The organism is uncultured Roseibium sp. (genome assembly GCF_947494555.1).
Taxonomy (GTDB): domain Bacteria; phylum Pseudomonadota; class Alphaproteobacteria; order Rhizobiales; family Stappiaceae; genus Roseibium.
Window position 1 is genome coordinate 1,822,779 of sequence record NZ_CANLVF010000001.1, and the last position, 18,630, is coordinate 1,841,408.

The 18,630-nt window shown below is 56.2% G+C and carries 24 protein-coding genes; 18 read left to right on the forward strand and 6 right to left on the reverse strand.

Features of this window, described 5'->3' with window-relative positions:
• Positions 1-170: 170 nt before the first annotated feature.
• Positions 171-338 carry a hypothetical protein gene (locus Q0915_RS08405; protein WP_299482000.1) on the forward strand — a complete coding sequence of 56 codons (168 nt, stop codon included), beginning with the start codon at positions 171-173 and terminating at the stop codon, positions 336-338.
• A 71-nt stretch (positions 339-409) separates the two neighbouring features.
• On the opposite strand, the gene Q0915_RS08410 is transcribed toward Q0915_RS08405, so the two are convergent.
• Both Q0915_RS08410 and Q0915_RS08415 read right to left on the reverse strand, forming a co-directional pair.
• Positions 410-646 carry a hypothetical protein gene (locus Q0915_RS08410; protein WP_299482003.1) on the reverse strand — a complete coding sequence of 79 codons (237 nt, stop codon included), beginning with the start codon at positions 644-646 and terminating at the stop codon, positions 410-412.
• Between the two features lie 20 nt (positions 647-666).
• A complete protein-coding gene (locus tag Q0915_RS08415; RefSeq protein ID WP_299482005.1) occupies positions 667-1,155 on the reverse strand; it encodes a helix-turn-helix domain-containing protein in 489 nt (162 codons plus the stop codon).
• 26 nt (positions 1,156-1,181) lie between these two features.
• On the opposite strand from Q0915_RS08415, the gene Q0915_RS08420 reads away from it, so the two are divergent.
• From Q0915_RS08420 to Q0915_RS08440, 5 genes are read left to right on the forward strand one after another with little or no spacing between them, the layout of a single operon-like run.
• Positions 1,182-1,451: a YdaS family helix-turn-helix protein gene (locus Q0915_RS08420; RefSeq protein ID WP_299482008.1), complete on the forward strand. Its 270-nt coding sequence runs from the start codon at positions 1,182-1,184 to the stop codon at positions 1,449-1,451.
• Positions 1,448-1,993: a hypothetical protein gene (locus Q0915_RS08425; RefSeq protein WP_299482011.1), complete on the forward strand. Its 546-nt coding sequence runs from the start codon at positions 1,448-1,450 to the stop codon at positions 1,991-1,993. Before Q0915_RS08420 ends, Q0915_RS08425 begins: the two co-directional genes overlap by 4 nt.
• Positions 1,990-2,232 carry a hypothetical protein gene (locus tag Q0915_RS08430; protein ID WP_299482014.1) on the forward strand — a complete coding sequence of 81 codons (243 nt, stop codon included), beginning with the start codon at positions 1,990-1,992 and terminating at the stop codon, positions 2,230-2,232. The genes Q0915_RS08425 and Q0915_RS08430 overlap by 4 nt, the downstream gene beginning before the upstream one ends.
• Positions 2,229-2,792, forward strand: coding sequence for a GcrA family cell cycle regulator (locus tag Q0915_RS08435; protein WP_299482017.1), 564 nt, complete (start codon positions 2,229-2,231; stop codon positions 2,790-2,792). Before Q0915_RS08430 ends, Q0915_RS08435 begins: the two co-directional genes overlap by 4 nt.
• Positions 2,792-3,334, forward strand: coding sequence for a hypothetical protein (locus tag Q0915_RS08440; RefSeq protein WP_299482020.1), 543 nt, complete (start codon positions 2,792-2,794; stop codon positions 3,332-3,334). Before Q0915_RS08435 ends, Q0915_RS08440 begins: the two co-directional genes overlap by 1 nt.
• A 58-nt stretch (positions 3,335-3,392) precedes the next feature.
• Here Q0915_RS08440 and Q0915_RS08445 read toward each other — a convergent pair whose 3' ends face one another.
• Positions 3,393-4,220: a hypothetical protein gene (locus tag Q0915_RS08445; RefSeq protein ID WP_299482023.1), complete on the reverse strand. Its 828-nt coding sequence runs from the start codon at positions 4,218-4,220 to the stop codon at positions 3,393-3,395.
• A gap of 68 nt (positions 4,221-4,288) precedes the next feature.
• On the opposite strand from Q0915_RS08445, the gene Q0915_RS08450 reads away from it, so the two are divergent.
• Positions 4,289-4,633 (forward strand): DUF4326 domain-containing protein, encoded by a 345-nt coding sequence (locus tag Q0915_RS08450; protein ID WP_299482026.1) that lies wholly within the window; start codon positions 4,289-4,291, stop codon positions 4,631-4,633.
• Here Q0915_RS08450 and Q0915_RS08455 read toward each other — a convergent pair.
• On the reverse strand, positions 4,620-5,366 hold the full coding sequence (locus tag Q0915_RS08455) for a hypothetical protein (RefSeq protein WP_299482029.1): 747 nt from the start codon (positions 5,364-5,366) through the stop codon (positions 4,620-4,622). The genes Q0915_RS08450 and Q0915_RS08455 overlap by 14 nt on opposite strands.
• 71 nt (positions 5,367-5,437) lie before the next feature.
• Positions 5,438-6,646, reverse strand: coding sequence for a DUF6161 domain-containing protein (locus Q0915_RS08460; protein ID WP_299482032.1), 1,209 nt, complete (start codon positions 6,644-6,646; stop codon positions 5,438-5,440).
• Positions 6,647-6,982: 336 nt separating this feature from the next.
• Here Q0915_RS08460 and Q0915_RS08465 point away from each other — a divergent pair, with 336 nt between their 5' ends.
• Positions 6,983-7,276: a hypothetical protein gene (locus tag Q0915_RS08465; protein ID WP_299482035.1), complete on the forward strand. Its 294-nt coding sequence runs from the start codon at positions 6,983-6,985 to the stop codon at positions 7,274-7,276.
• A 2-nt stretch (positions 7,277-7,278) separates the two neighbouring features.
• Here Q0915_RS08465 and Q0915_RS08470 read toward each other — a convergent pair whose 3' ends face one another.
• A complete protein-coding gene (locus Q0915_RS08470; protein WP_299482038.1) occupies positions 7,279-8,337 on the reverse strand; it encodes a pentapeptide repeat-containing protein in 1,059 nt (352 codons plus the stop codon).
• 77 nt (positions 8,338-8,414) lie between these two features.
• Between Q0915_RS08470 and Q0915_RS08475 the strand changes: the two genes are divergently transcribed.
• The 10 genes from Q0915_RS08475 (at position 8,415) to Q0915_RS08520 (ending at position 18,589) form a co-directional block, all read left to right on the forward strand.
• A complete protein-coding gene (locus Q0915_RS08475) occupies positions 8,415-8,720 on the forward strand; it encodes a hypothetical protein (protein WP_299482041.1) in 306 nt (101 codons plus the stop codon).
• Positions 8,717-9,997, forward strand: a complete 1,281-nt coding sequence (locus Q0915_RS08480; RefSeq protein WP_299482044.1) for a helix-turn-helix domain-containing protein — start codon at positions 8,717-8,719, stop codon at positions 9,995-9,997. The genes Q0915_RS08475 and Q0915_RS08480 overlap by 4 nt, the downstream gene beginning before the upstream one ends.
• The gene (locus tag Q0915_RS08485; RefSeq protein ID WP_299482047.1) at positions 9,994-10,569 is read left to right on the forward strand and encodes a transcription termination/antitermination NusG family protein; all 576 of its coding nucleotides are present in this window, start codon (positions 9,994-9,996) and stop codon (positions 10,567-10,569) included. The genes Q0915_RS08480 and Q0915_RS08485 overlap by 4 nt, the downstream gene beginning before the upstream one ends.
• Positions 10,570-11,559: 990 nt before the next feature.
• Complete coding sequence (locus Q0915_RS08490) at positions 11,560-11,877, forward strand: hypothetical protein (RefSeq protein WP_299482050.1); 318 nt, start codon at positions 11,560-11,562, stop codon at positions 11,875-11,877.
• A gap of 152 nt (positions 11,878-12,029) precedes the next feature.
• Positions 12,030-15,161, forward strand: coding sequence for a phage tail tip lysozyme (locus tag Q0915_RS08495; RefSeq protein ID WP_299482053.1), 3,132 nt, complete (start codon positions 12,030-12,032; stop codon positions 15,159-15,161).
• Entirely contained in the window at positions 15,158-15,577 is a 420-nt protein-coding gene (locus tag Q0915_RS08500) for a hypothetical protein (protein ID WP_299482056.1), read from the forward strand. The genes Q0915_RS08495 and Q0915_RS08500 overlap by 4 nt, the downstream gene beginning before the upstream one ends.
• The gene (locus Q0915_RS08505; RefSeq protein WP_299482059.1) at positions 15,574-16,098 is read left to right on the forward strand and encodes a hypothetical protein; all 525 of its coding nucleotides are present in this window, start codon (positions 15,574-15,576) and stop codon (positions 16,096-16,098) included. Before Q0915_RS08500 ends, Q0915_RS08505 begins: the two co-directional genes overlap by 4 nt.
• Positions 16,095-16,517: an NlpC/P60 family protein gene (locus Q0915_RS08510; RefSeq protein ID WP_299482062.1), complete on the forward strand. Its 423-nt coding sequence runs from the start codon at positions 16,095-16,097 to the stop codon at positions 16,515-16,517. Before Q0915_RS08505 ends, Q0915_RS08510 begins: the two co-directional genes overlap by 4 nt.
• Positions 16,510-17,523 (forward strand): hypothetical protein, encoded by a 1,014-nt coding sequence (locus Q0915_RS08515; RefSeq protein WP_299482065.1) that lies wholly within the window; start codon positions 16,510-16,512, stop codon positions 17,521-17,523. Before Q0915_RS08510 ends, Q0915_RS08515 begins: the two co-directional genes overlap by 8 nt.
• A gap of 484 nt (positions 17,524-18,007) precedes the next feature.
• Entirely contained in the window at positions 18,008-18,589 is a 582-nt protein-coding gene (locus Q0915_RS08520; RefSeq protein WP_299482068.1) for a hypothetical protein, read from the forward strand.
• Positions 18,590-18,630 lie beyond the last annotated feature (41 nt).

Below are 18,630 nucleotides of genomic sequence, written 5' to 3' on the forward strand. Positions count from 1 at the left end.
AGGATTCGCTCTGTTTTCAACCACTGGAGGCCACCCGGTAAAAGGTAGACGCTGCCGATGACGTCGTAACGCGGCTCGCCTTTGGACGCTTCCACGTATGACAGTCGGACAAGGTTTCGGTATTGGGGTTCTATCTCGAGCTTTGGCTGCGGCACTTTGGGATCCGCCGCATGCGGCAGAAGTTTCGCAAACAGGCTCTCGGTGCCAACATGAATGATATCCGGACTGTCTGTCGGTTCGTGGACGGTCTTCAGGATTACGAGTTGAGGCAGGTATTCCACGATCGGCGACGTCTCGTCCGGCATCTTGCCGTCCGTGTCGCGCCAGAGACGGTATAAAAATGCCGCAATACCGTCCGCGCTGCCACGCATCAGGTCATCAACGGGAAGGTTTTTGACATAGTTTTCGATCATTGCAGCGTGGTTGGTCGATCTTCTGACACCAGATCCTCACCGGTTGCCATAGATGCTTCGAGAATTCTGTGTCTGATGAGAATTGTCAGCTCGTCACGTTCGTCTCGCGCGAGTTTTTCAATTCGGGAATGGCCGAACAATACCTGGCAGTAAGCAACTGCGGCTAGTATGGCGCCATGTTTGCGGAGAATTTCAAGGACTTCATCTAACTTGTCGCTGCGGTCGTCTGGCACTGGGGCGATCCCTCAAGAAATCAGTGCTCTTCTTCGGAGCCTTTTTCAAATTGTGTTTTCCGAGTTAACAACTCATTGTAGTATTTTTCAACCAGATAGTTAAAATCCTCAAACGACGCAAGCCCGCCAAGCTGGGTCTGTTCGAAGTTCCGCGCCATGTCGTGTGCGACCTGAAAAAGCGTCCGGTCCAGTTTCTTTCCGGGTTTCGCATTTTGGTTTGCCGGCTGAAACCTGTCGTCGTCAAACGGATCGCCTTTCCCGGACAATAGCCAGTCCAGGCTGCAGCCGAACACGTTCGCGATCTGCTGCAGGTTCTTCTGCGTGATTCCCTTGTCCTGTTCCCAGTTACCCACAGCGCCGCGCGACAGTGAAATTCTGTCAGCGAATTCCGCCTGTGTGAGGCCTAAAGCCTTGCGTATGTGTCGAATTCTGTCACCGGTCGTGTCCATACCGGACATCATGCCGCGCTTTTTGAAAGAGGTCGATGAAATTATAGCTTGAATAGTCATGAAAGTAATGCTTTCAATCTGTCATTATGGAAAGTGAATCTCAACTTGGTCTTGCGACTGTCCTGAGTGTTTGTAACGGCCCTTCGTCGCTATCGAGAAAACTCGGAGGGCACCCGACACCGCAAGCCATTTCACAGTGGAACCGCGTACCTGCGGAGCGTGTACCGGAGATTTCCAATGTGACAGGTGTTCCTCGCCATGTAATCCGTCCTGACCTTTATCAGGTACCATCATTAGCTAGAGAACAAAGCTCGTCATCCCCACAAACCTCAAAAAATGTGGGGGTGGATCCATGACCGGGTTTGGTGGTGGGGCTGATCCCATCCGGCAGATGCTGAAGGTGTCAACGCATCGAAGTGTCAAGCAGGCGGGCGGTCTGGATGCCTTTGCCGATATTACCCGCGTTGGCCGCAAGACGCTAAATGACTATTCCAACACGGGCAACGATCGGCATCGCGAGACGTTCATGCCGGTTGATGTGCTGGCAGACCTGATCCTAGATGTGAAGGAGCGGGGCGAAGTGCCGCCCTTGCTGATTGTTCTTTGTGAGCTGGCGGGCGGCACCTTCGTGCGCGTTCCGGAACCGGACAAGACCAAAACAGCGCCGCAGCTTGAGCTCGCCGCGCTTGGGGCCCGGCACTGGTCGTTTCCCAGCCTGATCAGCCGCTACATGGCCGATGAGATCGGGTCCGATGATTTCGCCAGGGAAGCGCTGCCGCTGGTGACCCAGCTTCTGAACGATCTTTCTCAATTGAAACAGCAACTCTTGAGCGTCGATCGGGATCTCGGATCTGCGTCCGGGACGGCGGCGGGGATCAGAACGAGGGCAGGGGAATGACCCGGCGCCTTCATGACTATTCCCCTCACGAACTCACTGGCATGGCGTCGCGGCTGAAGGTGCTGGCGGCGAACAAGAGAAGCTGCGCGGACATTTCGGAAAAGGTGGCGCTCGCCGGAAACGGGTTTTCCAACGCGCCGGCGGTGGCGCGCGGCTATCGCCAGGACGCGGCCATGCTGGACGCCGTTGCCGGTCTTCTCACCCAGATCTCCAAAACACGAACAGGAGCCGGCCAATGATCAAGCGGCTGTGGAGCAAATTGTCTTCAGCGGAAAAGGCGGAGGTGTGCCGGCCGCTTGCGGCCGAGGGCCTGAGCGGGGCGGAGATGGCGGCGCGCATTTCGGTTTTGTACGGGCGGGTGTCGCGCAACGCGGTGATCGGCGCGTGTAACCGGAACGGCATTTTTCTCGGCAAATCGATCCAGGGGAGGCGGGCCAAAGCACCTGCATCCAAACCGGCCGCGAAGGCCAAAGGCTCACCCAAAGGTGCGCGCAAGGCGGCAACAGCACCCCGAAGAACCTATCCGCAGCGGGTGAGCCTTGCAGCCGCGGCCGGGATGAGCCGGGAGGAGCGGGCAGAGCTCAGCGAGAGCAGCACGCGGCCGGAGGGGCCGGTTGCCTTTGCCGAGCTTGGGCCCCGGTCCTGCCGCTGGCCGGTCTGGGGCTTTGACGAGACAACGGAAAAGGGCGGGTTTTACTGCGGCGCGGCCTGTTCAGCTGATGCTGCCTATTGCCCGGCGCACAGCCGCCTTGCCTATGCCGCGCCGGAGCTTGTTCTCAGTGAAGACGAGGCCGCGTGATGGGGAAGCGGTCGGACTTTCTGCGGGTGAAGAACGAGTATTACCGGACGTTCGATCCGCGGGCCTGTGCGCCGCTTGGGCCACTGCTGCAGCACTATGGCGTTAGCGACTATGCCGAGCCGTGCTGCGGGCTGGGGGATCTGATCTGGCAGCTGAAAGGTCTCGGGCTCAAGTGTCTTGCCCGCTATGACATCAACCCGCGCCGGCCGGGCATACCCTTTGGCGATGCGCTGACGCTTTCCAGGGCGGATCTGAACGGGGCGGGGAACATCATCAGCAATCCGCCCTGGCTGCGGCCGATTTTGCATGCGCTGATCGCCCGGTGTGCCGCGATGGTGCCGACCTGGTTCCTGTTCGATGCGGACTGGCTGCACACCAAACAATCGGCTCCCTTCATGGACTTCTGCACCGACGTTCTGTCAGTCGGCAAGCTGCGCTTCATGCCCTCAACCAACCAGGATAGCAAAGACAATTGCGCCTGGTACCGGTTCGACCAGGAGGCTGCCGGCAAGCCAACGGTGTTTCACGGGAGGGTGGGGTGATGGGGTTTAGATTGGTGAATAGTGTACATGACCACTGGTTTGTACCTTTACATCGGTATCAGGCAGAATTTGTTTTTTCTTTTGCTTCTTGCTCGTTGTCGATCAATACAGTGGGAGGGCGAGTTTGATGGTCTTGATCATCTGTTCCAAGTATTCGGCTTCTTTCTTTCCTAAGACTTTGGTTGTGTTGATTTGCAGCAATCACCAAGTCAGACAAGGATTTCAAGAGCGGTTTGAGAATCTTTTCGACAGATTGGGTAAAGGTTTGGGGGCGATCCTCTCCTTCCTTAGTCACCTCAATATTTGCACCTTCAACTGCTTTTCTCGTAAGAAATTCTATCATATGGGCGTAATGGGTAACCTGACCCAAAGAAACGTCAATTTTATCTCTTGTTTGTTGAAGTTTAGTACTTTTGCTCAAAGATATGGGCGTTTCGGACCAAATCTTACGGAATACTTTTACCTCGTCTCGAAAAGTTTTTGTTGCACTCGCAAGTTCGTTCAAGTCGTTTTTTCTTATGAATTCAAGCATATTGGTCGTTCCAACAGCGATTCCGATCAAGTCACCTGTTGCAGCCAGTTCGTGCTTAACCCTTTGGGCCACATCATCGTAGTAAACCTCCATGTCTCTTTCGTGAGATTTGGCCATAATCTTCAGTTGTGCCTGCATTCTGGTAACTGTGACCCAAGCAACTCCAATAGCAATGACGCCAGTGAGCAGCGTTTGCCAAGTGTAAAGGACACAATACCAACTACCGCCGCTGCAGGCAGGATCTATCCAAAAATCACCTTCGATAGGCGGCCACCAAGTACTGAAAATAATACCCGTCACAAATCCGCACAACGCACCAAACAAAAGCGCAAAGCGTTCGTTCGAATTCTTCATGCATTACCCCTTTGTTGCAACCGTATCTTGCGGAGTTTTGACGGGCTCGGCAAGGGGATGGTGTTGTGATGCCGAAGCGGATCCAGATAACGCGGAACCAGCCCTGGCGTGCGGCCAATCCGGTTGCGGTGATTGTCGACCGCACCACGAAATGGGGCAATCCGTTCATGGTTGGCGAGCCTCTTCCCGACGTGCCTGACCAGCTGATCGACGCCGAAAACGCGTGCCAATGCTTTGAGATTTTCACGATGCCCGAACTGCCGGTCCATGAGCTGAAAGGCAAGGACCTAGCCTGCTGGTGTCCGCTCCCGGCTCAGGGGCCGAGACAGGCTTGTGCGCCGTGTCAGGTAGATGTTTTGTTGAAGCATGCGAACCGGTGTGGTCCGGAAGTTGGTGACGCTAGTGTTTATTAGAAGATTCAACTTCTTCAATACTTTTTGTTTCCTCAAGAAGTTGTCTATTCAACGCAATCAGAGAGTCACTAAAAGATTTAGAGAGGTCGATGATGGTCTCAATGTTTTCTTTTTTTATTACTTCCTCAATTTTCTCAACCAGTGGGATGTTTCTATTCAAGAAGAATTCTTCTCGAATCTCTGTTATTTTGCCGCAAAAATCAAGAGTTTCTCGTTGAATGTCGATTACATTGAATTTCACCTCCGAGGCCGCTCTGCTGAGATTTTCAGATCCAATTGCTGTCCAGTGGGTCGAGCGTATCAAATAGTCAATATTTTCAGCTGCTTCCCACCAATCATCGAAGAATTTGTAGATCTTCTCTGCGATTGCGTATTCATCACCGGAGCAGCTGTCAGCCAGCAAAACCAGCGGATTTTCGACATGCATCACAGCGCGAAAATGGTTGCTGCGCTTTACATGATTTCGAAGCTTTTTTCGAATTTCGACTATGGTTTCAAGTTTTTGGGCTTTGCTTTGAGTAGACTTTTCTTTCATGTCGAGAAGCAACGGCCCAAGTTGCGTTATACCAATCCACAACGCGACCCCCCCTGCAAACCGGCCGCTCAGTGCGCTAGTCCAAGCCTGCAGATTTGCCCAGCCACCAGTCGCGGCGCCAATAAGAATTCCTGCGATCAAAATTGCAAGGAACATCATTCCTTTAGCAAAATCGTCGGGTCCAAGTTTTCTGGTCATCCGCTCACCCCCTATTTCAACTCAAACTTGCCGAGTTTCGGCATGTTCGGCAAGAGGAGGGTGGCGTGATGTCAGCTTTGTTTGCTCACGAAATCGGCGATGGTTGGGGGCTGGAGGTCCTGCTCTTTAGCGCCGGGGATGGGCCGGAAGAGCGCGTTGAGCATGATTGCCCGGTCTTTTTCGTCGTGAACTTTCTCTTCTGCTGCGAGGCGAATAAAGGTCTTCGCCATAACACTGCGCTGTGCAGCATCGTCTGCAAGTGTGAGGTTTTGAAGCGTAAATCGACTGACCAGCCGCAAAATCCAAGCGTAGCCAAGTGCCGGAAGTGTAAAAACCAAAAGGCTTCCCCATGGCAAAGTACTCCCCGCTGGCAACATCGATTTCACCACCGCTGTAACCGCGTCAAAATTTACGATGCCGGCGAGGATCGGAACCGCAATCATCCCGAAAAACAGAATGGCCCCTATCTGAAACCACCTCTTGTGGTTATCTGCTTTTTCGTCCCAAAGCTCCATTACGTCCTGAAGTATGAGATTTTCGACGAGCTCGTTTTTTTTCTGATCGAGCATGCTGGAGCCTTCGGTCTGTATACGCTCAAGCATCGTTTCACCCATCTCATGGACTTTCCGAAGCTCAGTGTTTGCGCTGTCGGTATGTTTCGCGCCATTACTTTGAAGGTCGTTTATGATATCATTTTTGGTGTTCTCAATTTCTTTCAGTACCGCAGTTTTTTGCTCCTCAAGCTTTGCAACCAAGTCTTGATTAAATCGTTCGCGTTCACCTTCAACGAACTTGGAAATTTCGTTCACTGCCAACTTGAGTCTGCCTTTCAATTCCGGACTGTCCTTGTAGGAAAGTGCGTCGATCGAAAGGCGAATATTCGCGTAATACAAGCCAGAGGACGTCAGTGCCATGGCGAGATCTCTGTTTTCAATGTCGATCTCCGCGTTTCGCGGAATTTCAATTCCAGTTGTTTCGAAGAGGATTGCCGCAACATCGAACGCTGTTGGCGTAAGTCCAGCTTTTTCGAATTCAATTTGTGCGTGGTTCGCCAAGTCGTCTGGGTAAGATTTAATCGGCTCAAACCCCGGGATGGGACTAAGCCTGAAAAGCATGCTGAAATCTTCTTGGGAAATTTCAGGAAAAAGTTCTCGAATAATGACAGTGGCAGCCGCAACGCCCAAATTTTGACCCTCGCTATCCAAGGTGTCTCCGACTGGAAGTTGTCTGCGAATTTCGAAGAAAAAGTCGCGCCAGAATACAGCGTGTTCAACGATCATTGCGGTGTTCCATTTAATCAGAAGCAAAGTTGCGGCAACTCTCACTACAACTTGACGAGTTTCCCAAATCAGCGCAAGGTGACAAGGTCCACACGAAAAGGGTGTGGATCGGGGTTGGAAGCCCGTTTGTCCAAAGGCGCTCGACGCGCCACGGTCCTTTCGGGGCGCGTTTTTTCGTGCGCGTTCCCAAATAGGAGCGTGTGCGCTCCTATGGTCGGGCGTACAGGGGCACCTTCGGGTGCGCCGGTTTCCTTTGGGCCGGTCTTCCAACCCCGTGCGTCCGGCCACCAGGGTGGAAGCTGTTGGCCGGATCCGAGAAACCAAAGGAGACCGGCCATGTCCACGACAGGTGACGGGAGACGTGCGAGCGCACGGCCCCGCGATACCCCAGACCGCTTATTCGATCTCATTTTAAAGCTGCAAGCCGAGCACTATCACCTGCAAGGGCTGCTCTGCGCGCTGGCCGTCGTCGTCAACGAGCTGCGCGAGACGCCTGATGTCTCCCAACTCCCGGCCGTCACCGCCGCCGAGGCCCTGAGCACAGCCATGCTGAGCGCGCAGGAGCATCATCTTCAATCACTGGAGGTACTGGAACGGGCGCGGTTCGGAGCTGAGGGGGAGGTGGGGTGATGTCAGTCGGGAGATTTGTCTTTCAAATCCGAAGTCCAGCCAAGTTCCGGTCGCTCGCGCATGATGCGATCGACGAAATCGTTCCAGGCTTCGTCTACTTTGCGACGCAAAACTTCATGACGTCGCACATAAGGAAGCGCCACCGGTGGTGCATATTCCCAAGCCCAAGCGCCCGTAAAAATCGCTTCGTAGTGTCTGATACCACCAAGGTTTGCACTCGAAAGATTGACACCAACAAGGTTTGCGTAAGAGAGCGTTGCGTTACTGAAGTCAGCGCCCGTCAGGTTGGCATAAGAAAGATCAACCTCTGTAAGAATGGCATTTGCAAATTTGGCATTAAAGAGGAGCGCTCTAGACAAATTAGCACCACTCATCTTGGTTTCTATGAACCTTGCACCGTTCAAACGCGCACCGTTCAGGTCTGTGTCATAAAGGGCCGCTCTCGAAAAATCTGCCCTTGTGAGAAACGTCTGAGACAAATCCGCATTGGATATGTTGCCTCGCCTAAAGTCGCTTTCCGACAATTTTGCGCCTTTGAGATTGACCTGGGACAACTCAGCACCAGAAAAATTCGACGCCTTCATGTCTGCGTTGTCGAGTTTTGCGCCGACAAGGTAAACACGATCTCGATTGGTTTTTTGGGAGAGATCGATTCCTCGAAGCGTGGTTCTCTGCTTCCAACACCAAGCAACATTCTTTGGCGGCAAGTTCGCCAACCACTCGGGCAAGCAGCCGTATTGGCTGTTGAGATACTCGATGGCCTCTCTCTTGCCGCTGTTGCCCGGAGCTGGTGCTGTAAGCAATTGCCAGGAGCGGGCGACGCGTTCGTCTTGACGTTCCCGAAGTTCATAAAAGAAGATACCAGCCGCGAAAATGAGGCCAGTGAGGCCAATCGTTTCCATTATGACGACAAGCGGATGATTGCGCAGCCCTTGGGCTCGTCGTTGCCACGGCGTCTGTGCAACAGACGCTTCGAGAAGTTGAAGTTGAGGCCTTGTTTCTTCGGCGGAGTTTTTTCTTTCGGCCAGCGTTTTCGGGCGAGACGACTTATCGATTTTCATGTTCGATCCGCAATCGTTCAAAACAACGAATTCATAAAACCAGAGCGTGCGCGCCGCTGCAACCGGAGGGCGTCGGCATGAGCGAACGAGCCATCGCCTGGGCATCCGGGCAAGATCTCACAAGCCGAACAGCACGTGCCGTGCTGCACTCTCTGGCGCAGCGCTACGAGGATGGCGGCCTGTGCCTTTCCACCATGGATCTCTGCCGCATCGCGAAGATGGACCACTTCAGCTGCTTGTCGGCGCTGTGGTTCCTGCTCAATCGCGGCCTGATCAGCGCCGAAGGGATCGGCGGGCTCATGTCCGTCACACTTGGCTGTGATTTTGACGATGAACCGGCGCCTGTTTCCGCGTTGCCGCAGGAGCAGGAGGGCTTTCGGTGAGCCACGAAGGGAGCAAAGCCTGGGGCTGGCGGCACGCCATGTGCGCAGCAAAGGAGCTGCCGGCGACCACAAAACATGTGTTGCTGACCCTTTCCATGTTCATGAACGAGTTCGGGGAAAGCTGTTTTCCGCCCATCAGTGACCTGGTGAAATACAGCAGCCTGGACAAGAAAACCGTGATCAAGCACCTGGGCATTGCGCGGGAAAAAGGCTGGGTGGCCGTTTCGCAGCATGGTTTTCGCGGTCAGAAATGGAAGCGGAACGAGTATTCGGTCAGGTGGCCAGAACGCGATCTCGTGGCGCCCTCAGAGCCGCTGGAAACAGGTGAAGGTGGTGGATCCCCTCCACCACCTTGCGGCAAAAAGGTGGTGGAGCTCGTTCCCGAAGGTGGTGGAGCTGGTTCCCAAAAGGTGGTGGAGGAGGTCCACCAGGATAAGAACATTCCAGATAACATTCCAATAACCAGTCCAGAGGAGAGAGAGGGCGCGCGCGATTCCGCAGAGCCGGAAGGGCTGAGCGTTTCGAAGGACACCTGGAAGCGGCGGTTTCGAAAAACGCATGCCGACTGGCCAACCTATGCCAGCGACAGCGCCACCACGGCGGAAGCCGAGTGGTTCAACCTTTCAGAACCCGACCGCGCGGCAGCGGCCGATCAGCTTGGAGCTTACGTGCTGCATGTTCGTCAGCAGCTTGGACGATCGAAATTCTGCGCGTTTGCGGTCTACCTGCGCGACAAGCTGTGGGAGCGGGTGCCGGTCAACGCTTCAGGAGGCCGGTGCGCGCAGCCGCTTGAGGCCAAGCCCTTCGGCAAGGCGTGGGGAGCGGTGCGGTTTGCCTCCCTCCTGGAAGACCCGAAAGGGCCGCCGCCGAGGCTGACCATGGCGCAGGAGCAGATGGTTGCGCAGGGGCTCTACAGCCGGGAGGAATTCTTGCTTGAAAAGCGGGCCATGACCGGCTGGCCACGCGTCAACACGATGCACGAGCGGGCGATCCGCCGACATCTCGGCGTTCAGGCGGATCCGGCGCTGACACCGCTTGCCGCGCTGTTTTGCAACGTGGCGAAAGGCTCGGCCACCTGGCAAGCCTGGAAGGCGCTGCACACGGAGCGGGGCTGGCCGTGGTTTGGCGAGGATCGCGATTGCCCGGACTGGATCTGGTTGCCGTCGCCACCGGAGGAGCCCGCCACCTATTCCAGCGCGTTGGACGCTGTTCGGGCGGCAATCACCCGTTTTGAAACTGAGCACGCAAGCATCACCGAAAGGCAGGCAGCTGAATGAGCGCATCACGGAAAAAGCTGAGCACGGAGATTGAGCTTCTGAAGGCGCTGGTCAGGGGATATCCACTGCTTTGGTGTGTGGTCTATGCGAACCCCAGATGCGAGCGCCGGGCGTTCATGGGACTGATCGAGGCGGGTGTGATCGCGCATTTGCCGGAAGAGAGTTTCGAACGGAAACAGCCGCGCTCGAAGAAGAAAATCGCGCTCAGGAAGCCGATGTTCTCCCGCTATCTGTTCGCCGGGATCGATGCGAATGCCGGGCAGGACTTTGCCCTGGTGCGCAAGTGCGATGGGGTAGAAGGTATTCTATCGATTGAAGAAAACGGAAAGCCGTATCTTCTGGAAGCGTCTGAAATGGTGTCGCTGATCGACCGGTTGAACACGGAAAAGCGCATTCCGGACGGTTCGTTCATCCAGGTGGGCAAGGTGCTGCAGCTGATCAAAGGCCCGTTTGCCGGCTTCGATGTGGAGATCACGGGATACGAGCAGGCGCGCGAAATGTTCCGGGGCGAGGTGAGTGTGTTCGGCAGGCGGACAGCGCTGACAGCCTCTGTTGACGACCTGGGGCGTTGAACTTACTTCTTGATGTCAGGACGATTCGTCGGATCCTTCGGACCTGATGCTGGCGCAAGGCCAGACGCGAATAGGCGACCGAAGCGGTGAACCCAGCCAACAAAAGATGCAGGAACTGCGGAGTTGGTGCGATGGGGTTCTATGGCGGGACTTTTGGTTCACTATCAGCTAGGTGCTGCTCAGAAACAGATCACGCGAAATGAGGCCTTGAATTCGTGCTTCGACACAATACTGCTTACGCTTCTGAAGTGTAATTCACAGCTGTCGTTTGCATAATTAAGAGCCATCGCATCGTTCACACATAGGATTTCGCGATTTGATCCGTCCACGGAGAACCTTACGCAATCCCTGCTCCCAAGCTCTAGGACGCGAATCTCATACGATCGGCCACTCTTAACTCTAAAAGTATAGCCAACTGGTCTTGTGTTGTTGTGTGGTTTGTCAACTGTAAATGACTGGCTGTAGTTAAGCCAGTGACCAAATGTGGTGGAGTAAATTGGGCTCGCAAGCAGCGAGATGAACAAAAAGAAACCAATAGCAGGAACAACAAATCTAGTTTTACCTTGCAATTTGGGAATTTTTATTGGCCCAAAATCGATGCCGCCGAAAAAGTACGACAACATGAATATTATCGCCAAAGTATATAATAATATAACTACATCACTGGGCACCATAGAAATTTCCTTAACACTCATGTTGGATTACAGTCTTAATACTAGAATAAATACAACTATAGCCTGTAGTTGTCCAATTCCCGAATCTTCGATTTCTGGTAATTGATGCTCGCCCTTGTTTCATGTGTTTGCGATTTGAGCTGGAAATCAGAGCTTTTCCGTTACCCTCAAGGGACCGTATCCCACCAAAAGACAAAACGGGGGAACTGAGCGTTTAGTGTCGCCAGTCTGACCCTAAATTCGAAGCCTAAAGTCGGCTAAAGTCCTAAAGTCAGCCCTAAATTCCTAAAGTCGAGCAGCATTCCGGAGCGAGCCTGTGACAGCACACGCGGGTGAAAACGCCGTTGTCACCAAGGGTGAGTTCGCCAAATTCATTAACGTAAGCCCTGGGCGGGTGTCTCAGTACATCGCCGAGGGCAAGATCTACGGCGATGCTCTGGTGGGAACAGGCCGCGGCTCGAAGATCAACCGGCCGATCGCGCAGGAGCAGCTGCGCCAGGCTCTCAACATCGGCCAGATGTTCGGCAACGGGCTGGAAACCCGGCTGACCGATCCAGCGCAACCAGCCGAGCCGACATTCGACCAGGCGCCGGCGCAGAATTCAGATCCGAAACCCGATCTGCCGGATCTCTGAAAAGGACGGCCGCCGCACTGGTCTCCTGATCGGCGAGGCGCTTGCCCGTGCCGGTGATCTTACCGCTTCGCAAGCCGGGATCGTCTCGGACTTTCTCGTTCAATACGAAGCAGCCTTTCTAAAGTCCTTCCAGGACCAATACGGAGCGCAACATGAGAGGTAGAATGCCTGAAGTCGGCATTCGGCTTGCTGCTGTCGACGGCAAGGCCGTTCAGCGCGAGCTGCGCCGCTTTGGCACTGAAGGCGAGCAGGCGCTCAGGCGGATCGAACGTGCCAGCAAACCGGCTCGCCGCAGCCTGAAGGCCGTTGATGCCGCGGTCGACGATCTGAAGACAAGCGCGTCCGGGATGTCGAGCAATCTCGGTGCGGCTGGCGCCGGCCTCCGGGCCATGGGTCCGGCTGGTGCCGCGGCTGCGATCGGAATCGGTGCCTTGTCGCTCGGCTTTGCAAAGGTCGTAACCTCGTCCCGTGATGCCGCGCGCTCGGTCGCAGAAATCGGAGACGCAGCGCGCCGGGCCGGGCTTGATTTCGAACCGTTTCAAGAGCTGCAGCTCTTTGCTGAACGCAACCGGATTGCCGTCGACGCCCTGACCGACGGCATGAAAGAACTGAACCTTCGCGCCGATGAATTCATCCTGACCGGTGCAGGTCCTGCGGCCGAAGCGTTCCAGCGGCTTGGATTTAGCGCTGCAGAATTGAAAAGGGAACTCGAAAACCCGTCCGATCTTCTCGTTGAGATCATTGAACGCCTCGAGAAATTCGACAGGGCCGCTCAGATCCGGATCGCCGACGAAATTTTCGGCGGAACCGCCGGCGAACGCTTTGTTGAACTGATCGACCGCGGCTCGGACAACCTGCGCCGCATGATCCAGGAATCGCGCGATCTCGGACTGATTTTTGATGCGGAGGTCATAAAGCGCGCTGAAGAGCTGGATAGCGAGCTTACAAAGGCGTCGCAGACAATAAATCGCAGTTTGACCAGGGCGCTGCTAGATGCGGCGCCGGCAATGCAAGCGCTCACCGAATTTCTCGCAACGGCATTGGATGGGTTTAGCTCGCTGATTGATTTGACGCGTGATGTTGAAGACCAGTCGACGCTGCGTGTTCAAGAGCGTTACATCAAGCTCGTCAATGAAGGCATCCTTCTCCGAGAGTCGATTGCAGGTCTCGAAAGGCGCGACGATTCCATTGCCTCTGCGCGATTGAAAGTTCAGCGGGAGCGCCTTACCCTGATTGAGGCAGAAGCGGCCGCACTTCGCGAGCTGCTCGATGTCCGCAGTGGTAAACCGCCAGAAGGCGCCGACGCGACGCCTTCAACCTCCAGCCAGAACGATGACTTGCTTCTCGAAGAAGAGCGCAAGCGCCTCGAAAAACTCGCTGAGGTCTGGGTCGAGCGGATTACGCCGGCGGCCGACAAGTATCAGGAAACCTTGCGGGATATCGCTGCCGCTGAAGAGCAAGGCTTTCTGACGGCCAGTCAGGCAGCGGACGCGCGGACGAAAGCCGCTGAAGACTATCAAAAGGTCATCGACAAGCTGAATGCGACCGGCAACCGCGACCTTGAAAAGCGTCTGTCGGAAGTCAAACGGCTGATCGAAACCAGCCGCGCACCTGCCGAAGAGCTCGCGGCGCGTCTGCAGCGCATTGCGGAATTGGAAAACGAAGGCCTGTTCGCCCGTGCGGGCGGCAATGCCGATGACGCCCGGGTCGCCGCGATGCGGGATTATGCGAGCGCAACCGATGATGCGGCGGCGGCTCTTGAACGCCTGGAGCAGATCGCGTCCGGAGATGGGCCGAGCCGTTATGCAGCGCAGCTGGTTGTCGCCGAGCGGCGCACAAACGATCTGAGGGAAGCAACTGCGCCGCTGCGTGAAGAGCTTTCCGACAGTCTGGCCGATGCCATTGTCAATGGTGAAGAGCTTTCTGACGTTCTGGAAAAACTTGCAAAGCAGATCTTGCGAGACTTCCTTGCCGGTCAGTTCAATTTCCTGCTGGGCGGTCCTGCGCCGACCGATTTCCTGTCCAGGCTTCTCGGTTCGATCACGGGCGGCCGGGTCGGTGGTTTTGGCGGAGGCGGCGGTGCGACTTCCGTTTCGAGCTACAGCCCGCCGGTTACAGCTTCAGCGTCCCTGCCGGCGGCGGCGGCCTCGGCGATCGCGCCGTCGACCGGCGGCTCGGTGGCCTCGCAGGTCTGGCGGTATTTCCTCGGGAAGGGCCTGCAGCCGCACCAGGTGGCCGGGATTGTCGGCAACGTCTCGGCAGAAAGCGCATTCAACCCGTTTGCGATCGGGGACGGCGGCAACGCGTTTGGACTCTTCCAGCACAATGACCGGCGTCATCGACTTTTCGACTTTATCGGCGGGCGGCAGAACCTCGGCAATGTGGGCAGTCAGCTGGACTTTGCCTGGCACGAACTACAGACGACCGAAAACCGGTCGTTCCGCGATCTGCTCGCAAGCCGCAACGTGCGCGAGGCGACCGCTGCTTTCGGCGGGTTTGAGCGCCCGTCCGGCTTTTCCTACGGCAACCCGGAGGCCATGCACAACTGGACCGGCCGCCTGCAGGCAGCCGAAGAGGCGTTGAATGTGTTTGGTGGTGATCTGACAACCGCATCGTCCGGACTGACGCGTTTTGATGGCGGTGTCAGCAAGGCGATCGGATCGCTTGCAGAAGGCAGCACTAGCCTTGCCAACACGGCAACATCGTTTGCCGGCCAGTCGCAGGATCTTGCCGGAACCATGGCCGAAGGCCTGCAGAATGTTTTCAGCGGTCTCGGCGACGGTGCCGGGGGCGCGAGCGGGGGCGGGGGCTTCAGCGGTTTCTTTTCCGGTATCTTCAAAGGCCTCGCAGGTGTTTTCGGCTTCAACCGCGGCGGTTCGACGGGACCTGGTGCTGATTCCGATGTCGCCGGATTTGTGCATGCCAACGAATATGTTTTCAGCGCGCCGGCAACGCGGCGCATCGGAGTTGGCGTCCTGGACCAGATCCACGGCGGCGCTCTGATGGGGTTTCGCTCAGGCGGCTATGTAACGCCGTATGCCGCGACTGGCAGCTCTTCTGCGATGCGCGGACAGGCGGCGAATGACGGGCAGTCGAAAATCGAAGTGCACAACTATTCAAATGCGCAAGTCGATGTTGAGGAAAGCCGCGATGAACGTGGCGGCCGGAGCACGAAGTTCGTCATCTCGGAGCAGGTTGCGGACTCGCTGAGCCTTCCAGGCGGAGCCGCGCAGCGTACGCTCGGCCGCACCTATGGCGTCAAGAAGCAGAGGGCTAAACGATGATCCCGGTTTGGCCTGCAGACCTGCCGAAACCTCAACGGTCCAGCTTTCAAACACAGCTCCAGGACCCGCGTATCAAAAAACGCGCGGAAACCGGGCCGCCTGGTTACAAGCGCCGGTTCTCCTCTGTCGGAAAGCTTGTCTCGCTGAGCATCAAGATCAACCGTGAGCAGCTCGCCGTTTTTGAAACCTTCCACGAGGAAGAGATCCAATTGGGGGCTTTGCCGTTTCTAATGCCGGATCCCATCACGGATGGCTGGCCGCTGCTTGCGCCCGACGGCAGTGCGCTCCTGGCGCCGGATGACGAACCGATCTTGATCGCAGCGCACTGGCTTGTGCTTTTCGGCGAAAACATGCCCACGGTCAGCAAGCCCGGGCTGCAATTTGTCGTCACCTTTCCCGTTACGGTGATGCCGTGAGGCGGATCTCGTTAAATCAGCGTCTATCGCTGGAAGAGCATTCGACAGACGAAATCGAGGTTGCTCTTTTTCATATCGAGCATGATGAGCTTTCAGAACCGGTCCGGCTATCGACAGACAATGCAGATCGGCTTTCCGATGATCCGCTGACCTATGGAACACGGTCAACGTTCAACGGTGCCAATCCGGTCAGTGAGCCGTTTCAGTTCGTGCTCGTATCCGCCGATTTGCCGAGCGACCTGGAGGAGGCGCCAGCCGAAGCGTCGGTCGTTCTTGAAAATGTCACCAAGGGCATTGCCGACGTTCTGCAGATGATCACGACGCAGGCGAGCGTTGACATCGCCGTTGTGCTCGCCTCGTCGCCAGATCAGATCGAGGCAGAATACAAGGGCTTGCGGCTTGTGCGTGCCGAGGGCGACGCGGCCGAGATTACGCTTTTTCTGAGCCGGCAACCGATCGAGGAAGAAAGCTTTCCGTCGGTCCGAATGACCAAACAACGCTTTCCGGGACTTCACAGATGAGTTGGAGCAACAGATATGTCGGCATTCCGTTCAAGGAATTCGGCCGCGAAAGCGTGGGCTGCGACTGCTACGGACTGGCCGTGCTCGTCTATCTGCAAGAGCTTGGCATGCAGCTGACCTCTTATGCGGGAGACTATGTCAGCTGCGAGGAGCGCAAAGATCTCAACGCGCTCTTTTCCGATGCCATTGAATTCGGACCCTGGCGGAAGGTTGAGGGCCCTGCGCAGGCGTTCGATATCGCGCTCTTTCGAATTGGCAATCTTGCCGCTCATTGCGGTGTCGTCGTTGAGAACGGCAGGATGCTGCATGTCCAGGGCGAGGACCAGGTCAAGGTGGAAAACTACCGGACCGGCACTTGGCAGCCGCGGCTTATCGGCCATTACCGACATGAAGACATGAGGGTGCGGGCTGATGACTGATACCGTTCCCGTCATTGCGGCGCCGTTGTTCGATCCTGGTGCCAACCGGATAGACATGTCGTTACCGCATGGGCTTACCCTTGCAGAGATCGTTGCAACCGCCTTGCCGGAGGCTGTCGGTGAAGATTTGCCGGTCCGGGTTGCCCTTGTCACGCAGGAGGGCGCGGAAGTCATTCAGCGGGAAAATTGGCAGTTTGTGCGTCCCCGGGCGGGTGTTCGTGTCGTTATCAGGGTGTTGCCTGGCAAGAATGCACTCAGGTCGATCCTGCAAGTCGTCGTTGCGATCGCCGCGATTGCTGTTGGAGCGTTCTTCGCGCCCGCGCTTGCTGGTGCCCTCGGCATCTCCCTCGGTTTGGCACAGGCAGGTTTGACGCTTGGTGTAACTGCACTTGGAAATCTCCTGATCAACGCCCTGGTGCCGCCGGCAAGTCCGGAGGCGCTGTCATCGCCGTCCGACAGCGACGTCAAGCAATCCTACACAATCAGCGGCTGGAAAAACCGCTTGGCGCCCGATGCGCCTTTGCCGGTGCCCTTCGGCGAACATCGCTATGCGCCGCCCTTCGCTGCGCGCTCCTATACCGAGATTGTCGGCGACATTCAGTATATCCGCGCGCTCTTCGTCTTCGGGCCCGGGCCGGTCAACCTGTCAGAGTTCAAGATCGGGACGACCGATATCGATGAATATGACGAAGTGGAAATGGAGGTTCGCGAGGGACTGCCGGGCGATGAACCGGTGACGCTCTATCCGCGCCAGGTGCTGGAAGATCCTGCCGGCAGTGACTTGACCCGGCCTTTGCCACGCAATGACGCCGGCAACGTGATTTCCGGGCCGTCGATCGAGGAGCCTGTCCGGTGCGAGAGGCGGTGTCTGACGGTGTCAATGGAACGCCACGCACTGGCGCTGAGACCCGTCCGAAGACGATCATCGGTTACATCGCCGTCAAGGTTTCCGACGGTGTTGACGATCCGGTCCTTATCACGGCAGCAAATGTCATCCAGGACCTGACGAACGTTGTTTCCAAGGCTGATGAAAATGCGCGTGTTGCTGCGAATTGGGTACAAACACTGGTCACCACAACAGCGGTCTATGGACCGGGGGCCGATCTTGAGCTGCTGGCGCTCTCGACGTCGATCGACAATGTAGCTGCAAACAGCGCTGTTGAACTCAACATCAGTCTCAGTCTTGAGGCGGTCGCAAGTTCAATGATCTACGTCAGGCGCAATGGTGTCGAAATCGGAAGTCATGCGGCTGCGGGGTCTCGAACGGTTGGCATGATTGCCGTCGATTTCGACAATAATGATACCGGAACAATGGCGCCGATATCCTTCTCGTTCATCGATACAACGCCCGACACCGGCACCAATACTTACACGGTCCACATCAGATTTGATGTATCACGCTCGGCCTATCTCAACAGAACAATCACGGACGGAGACACTGGCGGCTTTGAGCGCGGGTCCTCGGCCGTCATAGCGAAGGAGCTGGCAGCATGAGACAATATCTCCTGATCGAAAATGGCGTTGTGATCGCCAACTGTGAAGACGTTGCAGGACTTGGGCCGCGCGCCGGCGAAGCGGTGGTTCATGACGGCGACTATGTAACAAACGGTTCGACCCAAAACCCTGACAACACGTTTTCGGCTCCGGTTGTGGCCAAATACACGCTGGAAAGCGCCAAGGCGATGATTGTTGACTATGCCGAGGCGTTCGAAAACCACGTGTCCGGCAATGTGTCGATCGGCGAAAAGCTGTCCTGGTCGGCCAAGGAAGCGGCCGCAACGTCTTATCTCGCGGACCCGAACACTGTCCCGGCCGATCAGCGCGCCTTGCTTCAGGCGGAAGCCGATCAGACCGGCGAAACCCTGACAGAGCTTTCTAACGCGATCATGTCGAACGCGACGGCCTTCCGGCAGATCGCGGGGTCGATCGCTGGATTGAGACGCGCGACGCGAGTGGCGCTCGAGGCGGAACCTGACCCGGTCAATTACACCGCAGTTTTGCAAACGGCCAAGGACAACGCAGACGCGCTTGCCGTTTCGCTCGGACTGACGCCCATGAATTGGGACGTCTAGCGGGCTGATCGCCTGACAATTCGCAGTTTTTGCGCCGCCCT

Bases quoted from the DNA above. Each gene is read 5' to 3' on its own strand.
- Q0915_RS08405 (WP_299482000.1), top strand. From the start codon at position 171: ATGCGGCAGAAGTTTCGCAAACAGGCTCTCGGTGCCAACATGAATGAT.
- Q0915_RS08415 (WP_299482005.1), bottom strand. From the start codon at position 1,155: ATGACTATTCAAGCTATAATTTCATCGACCTCTTTCAAAAAGCGCGGC.
- Q0915_RS08420 (WP_299482008.1), top strand. From the start codon at position 1,182: ATGGAAAGTGAATCTCAACTTGGTCTTGCGACTGTCCTGAGTGTTTGT.
- Q0915_RS08425 (WP_299482011.1), top strand. From the start codon at position 1,448: ATGACCGGGTTTGGTGGTGGGGCTGATCCCATCCGGCAGATGCTGAAG.
- Q0915_RS08430 (WP_299482014.1), top strand. From the start codon at position 1,990: ATGACCCGGCGCCTTCATGACTATTCCCCTCACGAACTCACTGGCATG.
- Q0915_RS08435 (WP_299482017.1), top strand. From the start codon at position 2,229: ATGATCAAGCGGCTGTGGAGCAAATTGTCTTCAGCGGAAAAGGCGGAG.
- Q0915_RS08440 (WP_299482020.1), top strand. From the start codon at position 2,792: ATGGGGAAGCGGTCGGACTTTCTGCGGGTGAAGAACGAGTATTACCGG.
- Q0915_RS08445 (WP_299482023.1), bottom strand. From the start codon at position 4,220: ATGAAGAATTCGAACGAACGCTTTGCGCTTTTGTTTGGTGCGTTGTGC.
- Q0915_RS08450 (WP_299482026.1), top strand. From the start codon at position 4,289: ATGCCGAAGCGGATCCAGATAACGCGGAACCAGCCCTGGCGTGCGGCC.
- Q0915_RS08455 (WP_299482029.1), bottom strand. From the start codon at position 5,366: ATGACCAGAAAACTTGGACCCGACGATTTTGCTAAAGGAATGATGTTC.
- Q0915_RS08460 (WP_299482032.1), bottom strand. From the start codon at position 6,646: ATGATCGTTGAACACGCTGTATTCTGGCGCGACTTTTTCTTCGAAATT.
- Q0915_RS08465 (WP_299482035.1), top strand. From the start codon at position 6,983: ATGTCCACGACAGGTGACGGGAGACGTGCGAGCGCACGGCCCCGCGAT.
- Q0915_RS08470 (WP_299482038.1), bottom strand. From the start codon at position 8,337: ATGAAAATCGATAAGTCGTCTCGCCCGAAAACGCTGGCCGAAAGAAAA.
- Q0915_RS08475 (WP_299482041.1), top strand. From the start codon at position 8,415: ATGAGCGAACGAGCCATCGCCTGGGCATCCGGGCAAGATCTCACAAGC.
- Q0915_RS08485 (WP_299482047.1), top strand. From the start codon at position 9,994: ATGAGCGCATCACGGAAAAAGCTGAGCACGGAGATTGAGCTTCTGAAG.
- Q0915_RS08495 (WP_299482053.1), top strand. From the start codon at position 12,030: ATGAGAGGTAGAATGCCTGAAGTCGGCATTCGGCTTGCTGCTGTCGAC.
- Q0915_RS08500 (WP_299482056.1), top strand. From the start codon at position 15,158: ATGATCCCGGTTTGGCCTGCAGACCTGCCGAAACCTCAACGGTCCAGC.
- Q0915_RS08510 (WP_299482062.1), top strand. From the start codon at position 16,095: ATGAGTTGGAGCAACAGATATGTCGGCATTCCGTTCAAGGAATTCGGC.
- Q0915_RS08515 (WP_299482065.1), top strand. From the start codon at position 16,510: ATGACTGATACCGTTCCCGTCATTGCGGCGCCGTTGTTCGATCCTGGT.
- Q0915_RS08520 (WP_299482068.1), top strand. From the start codon at position 18,008: ATGAGACAATATCTCCTGATCGAAAATGGCGTTGTGATCGCCAACTGT.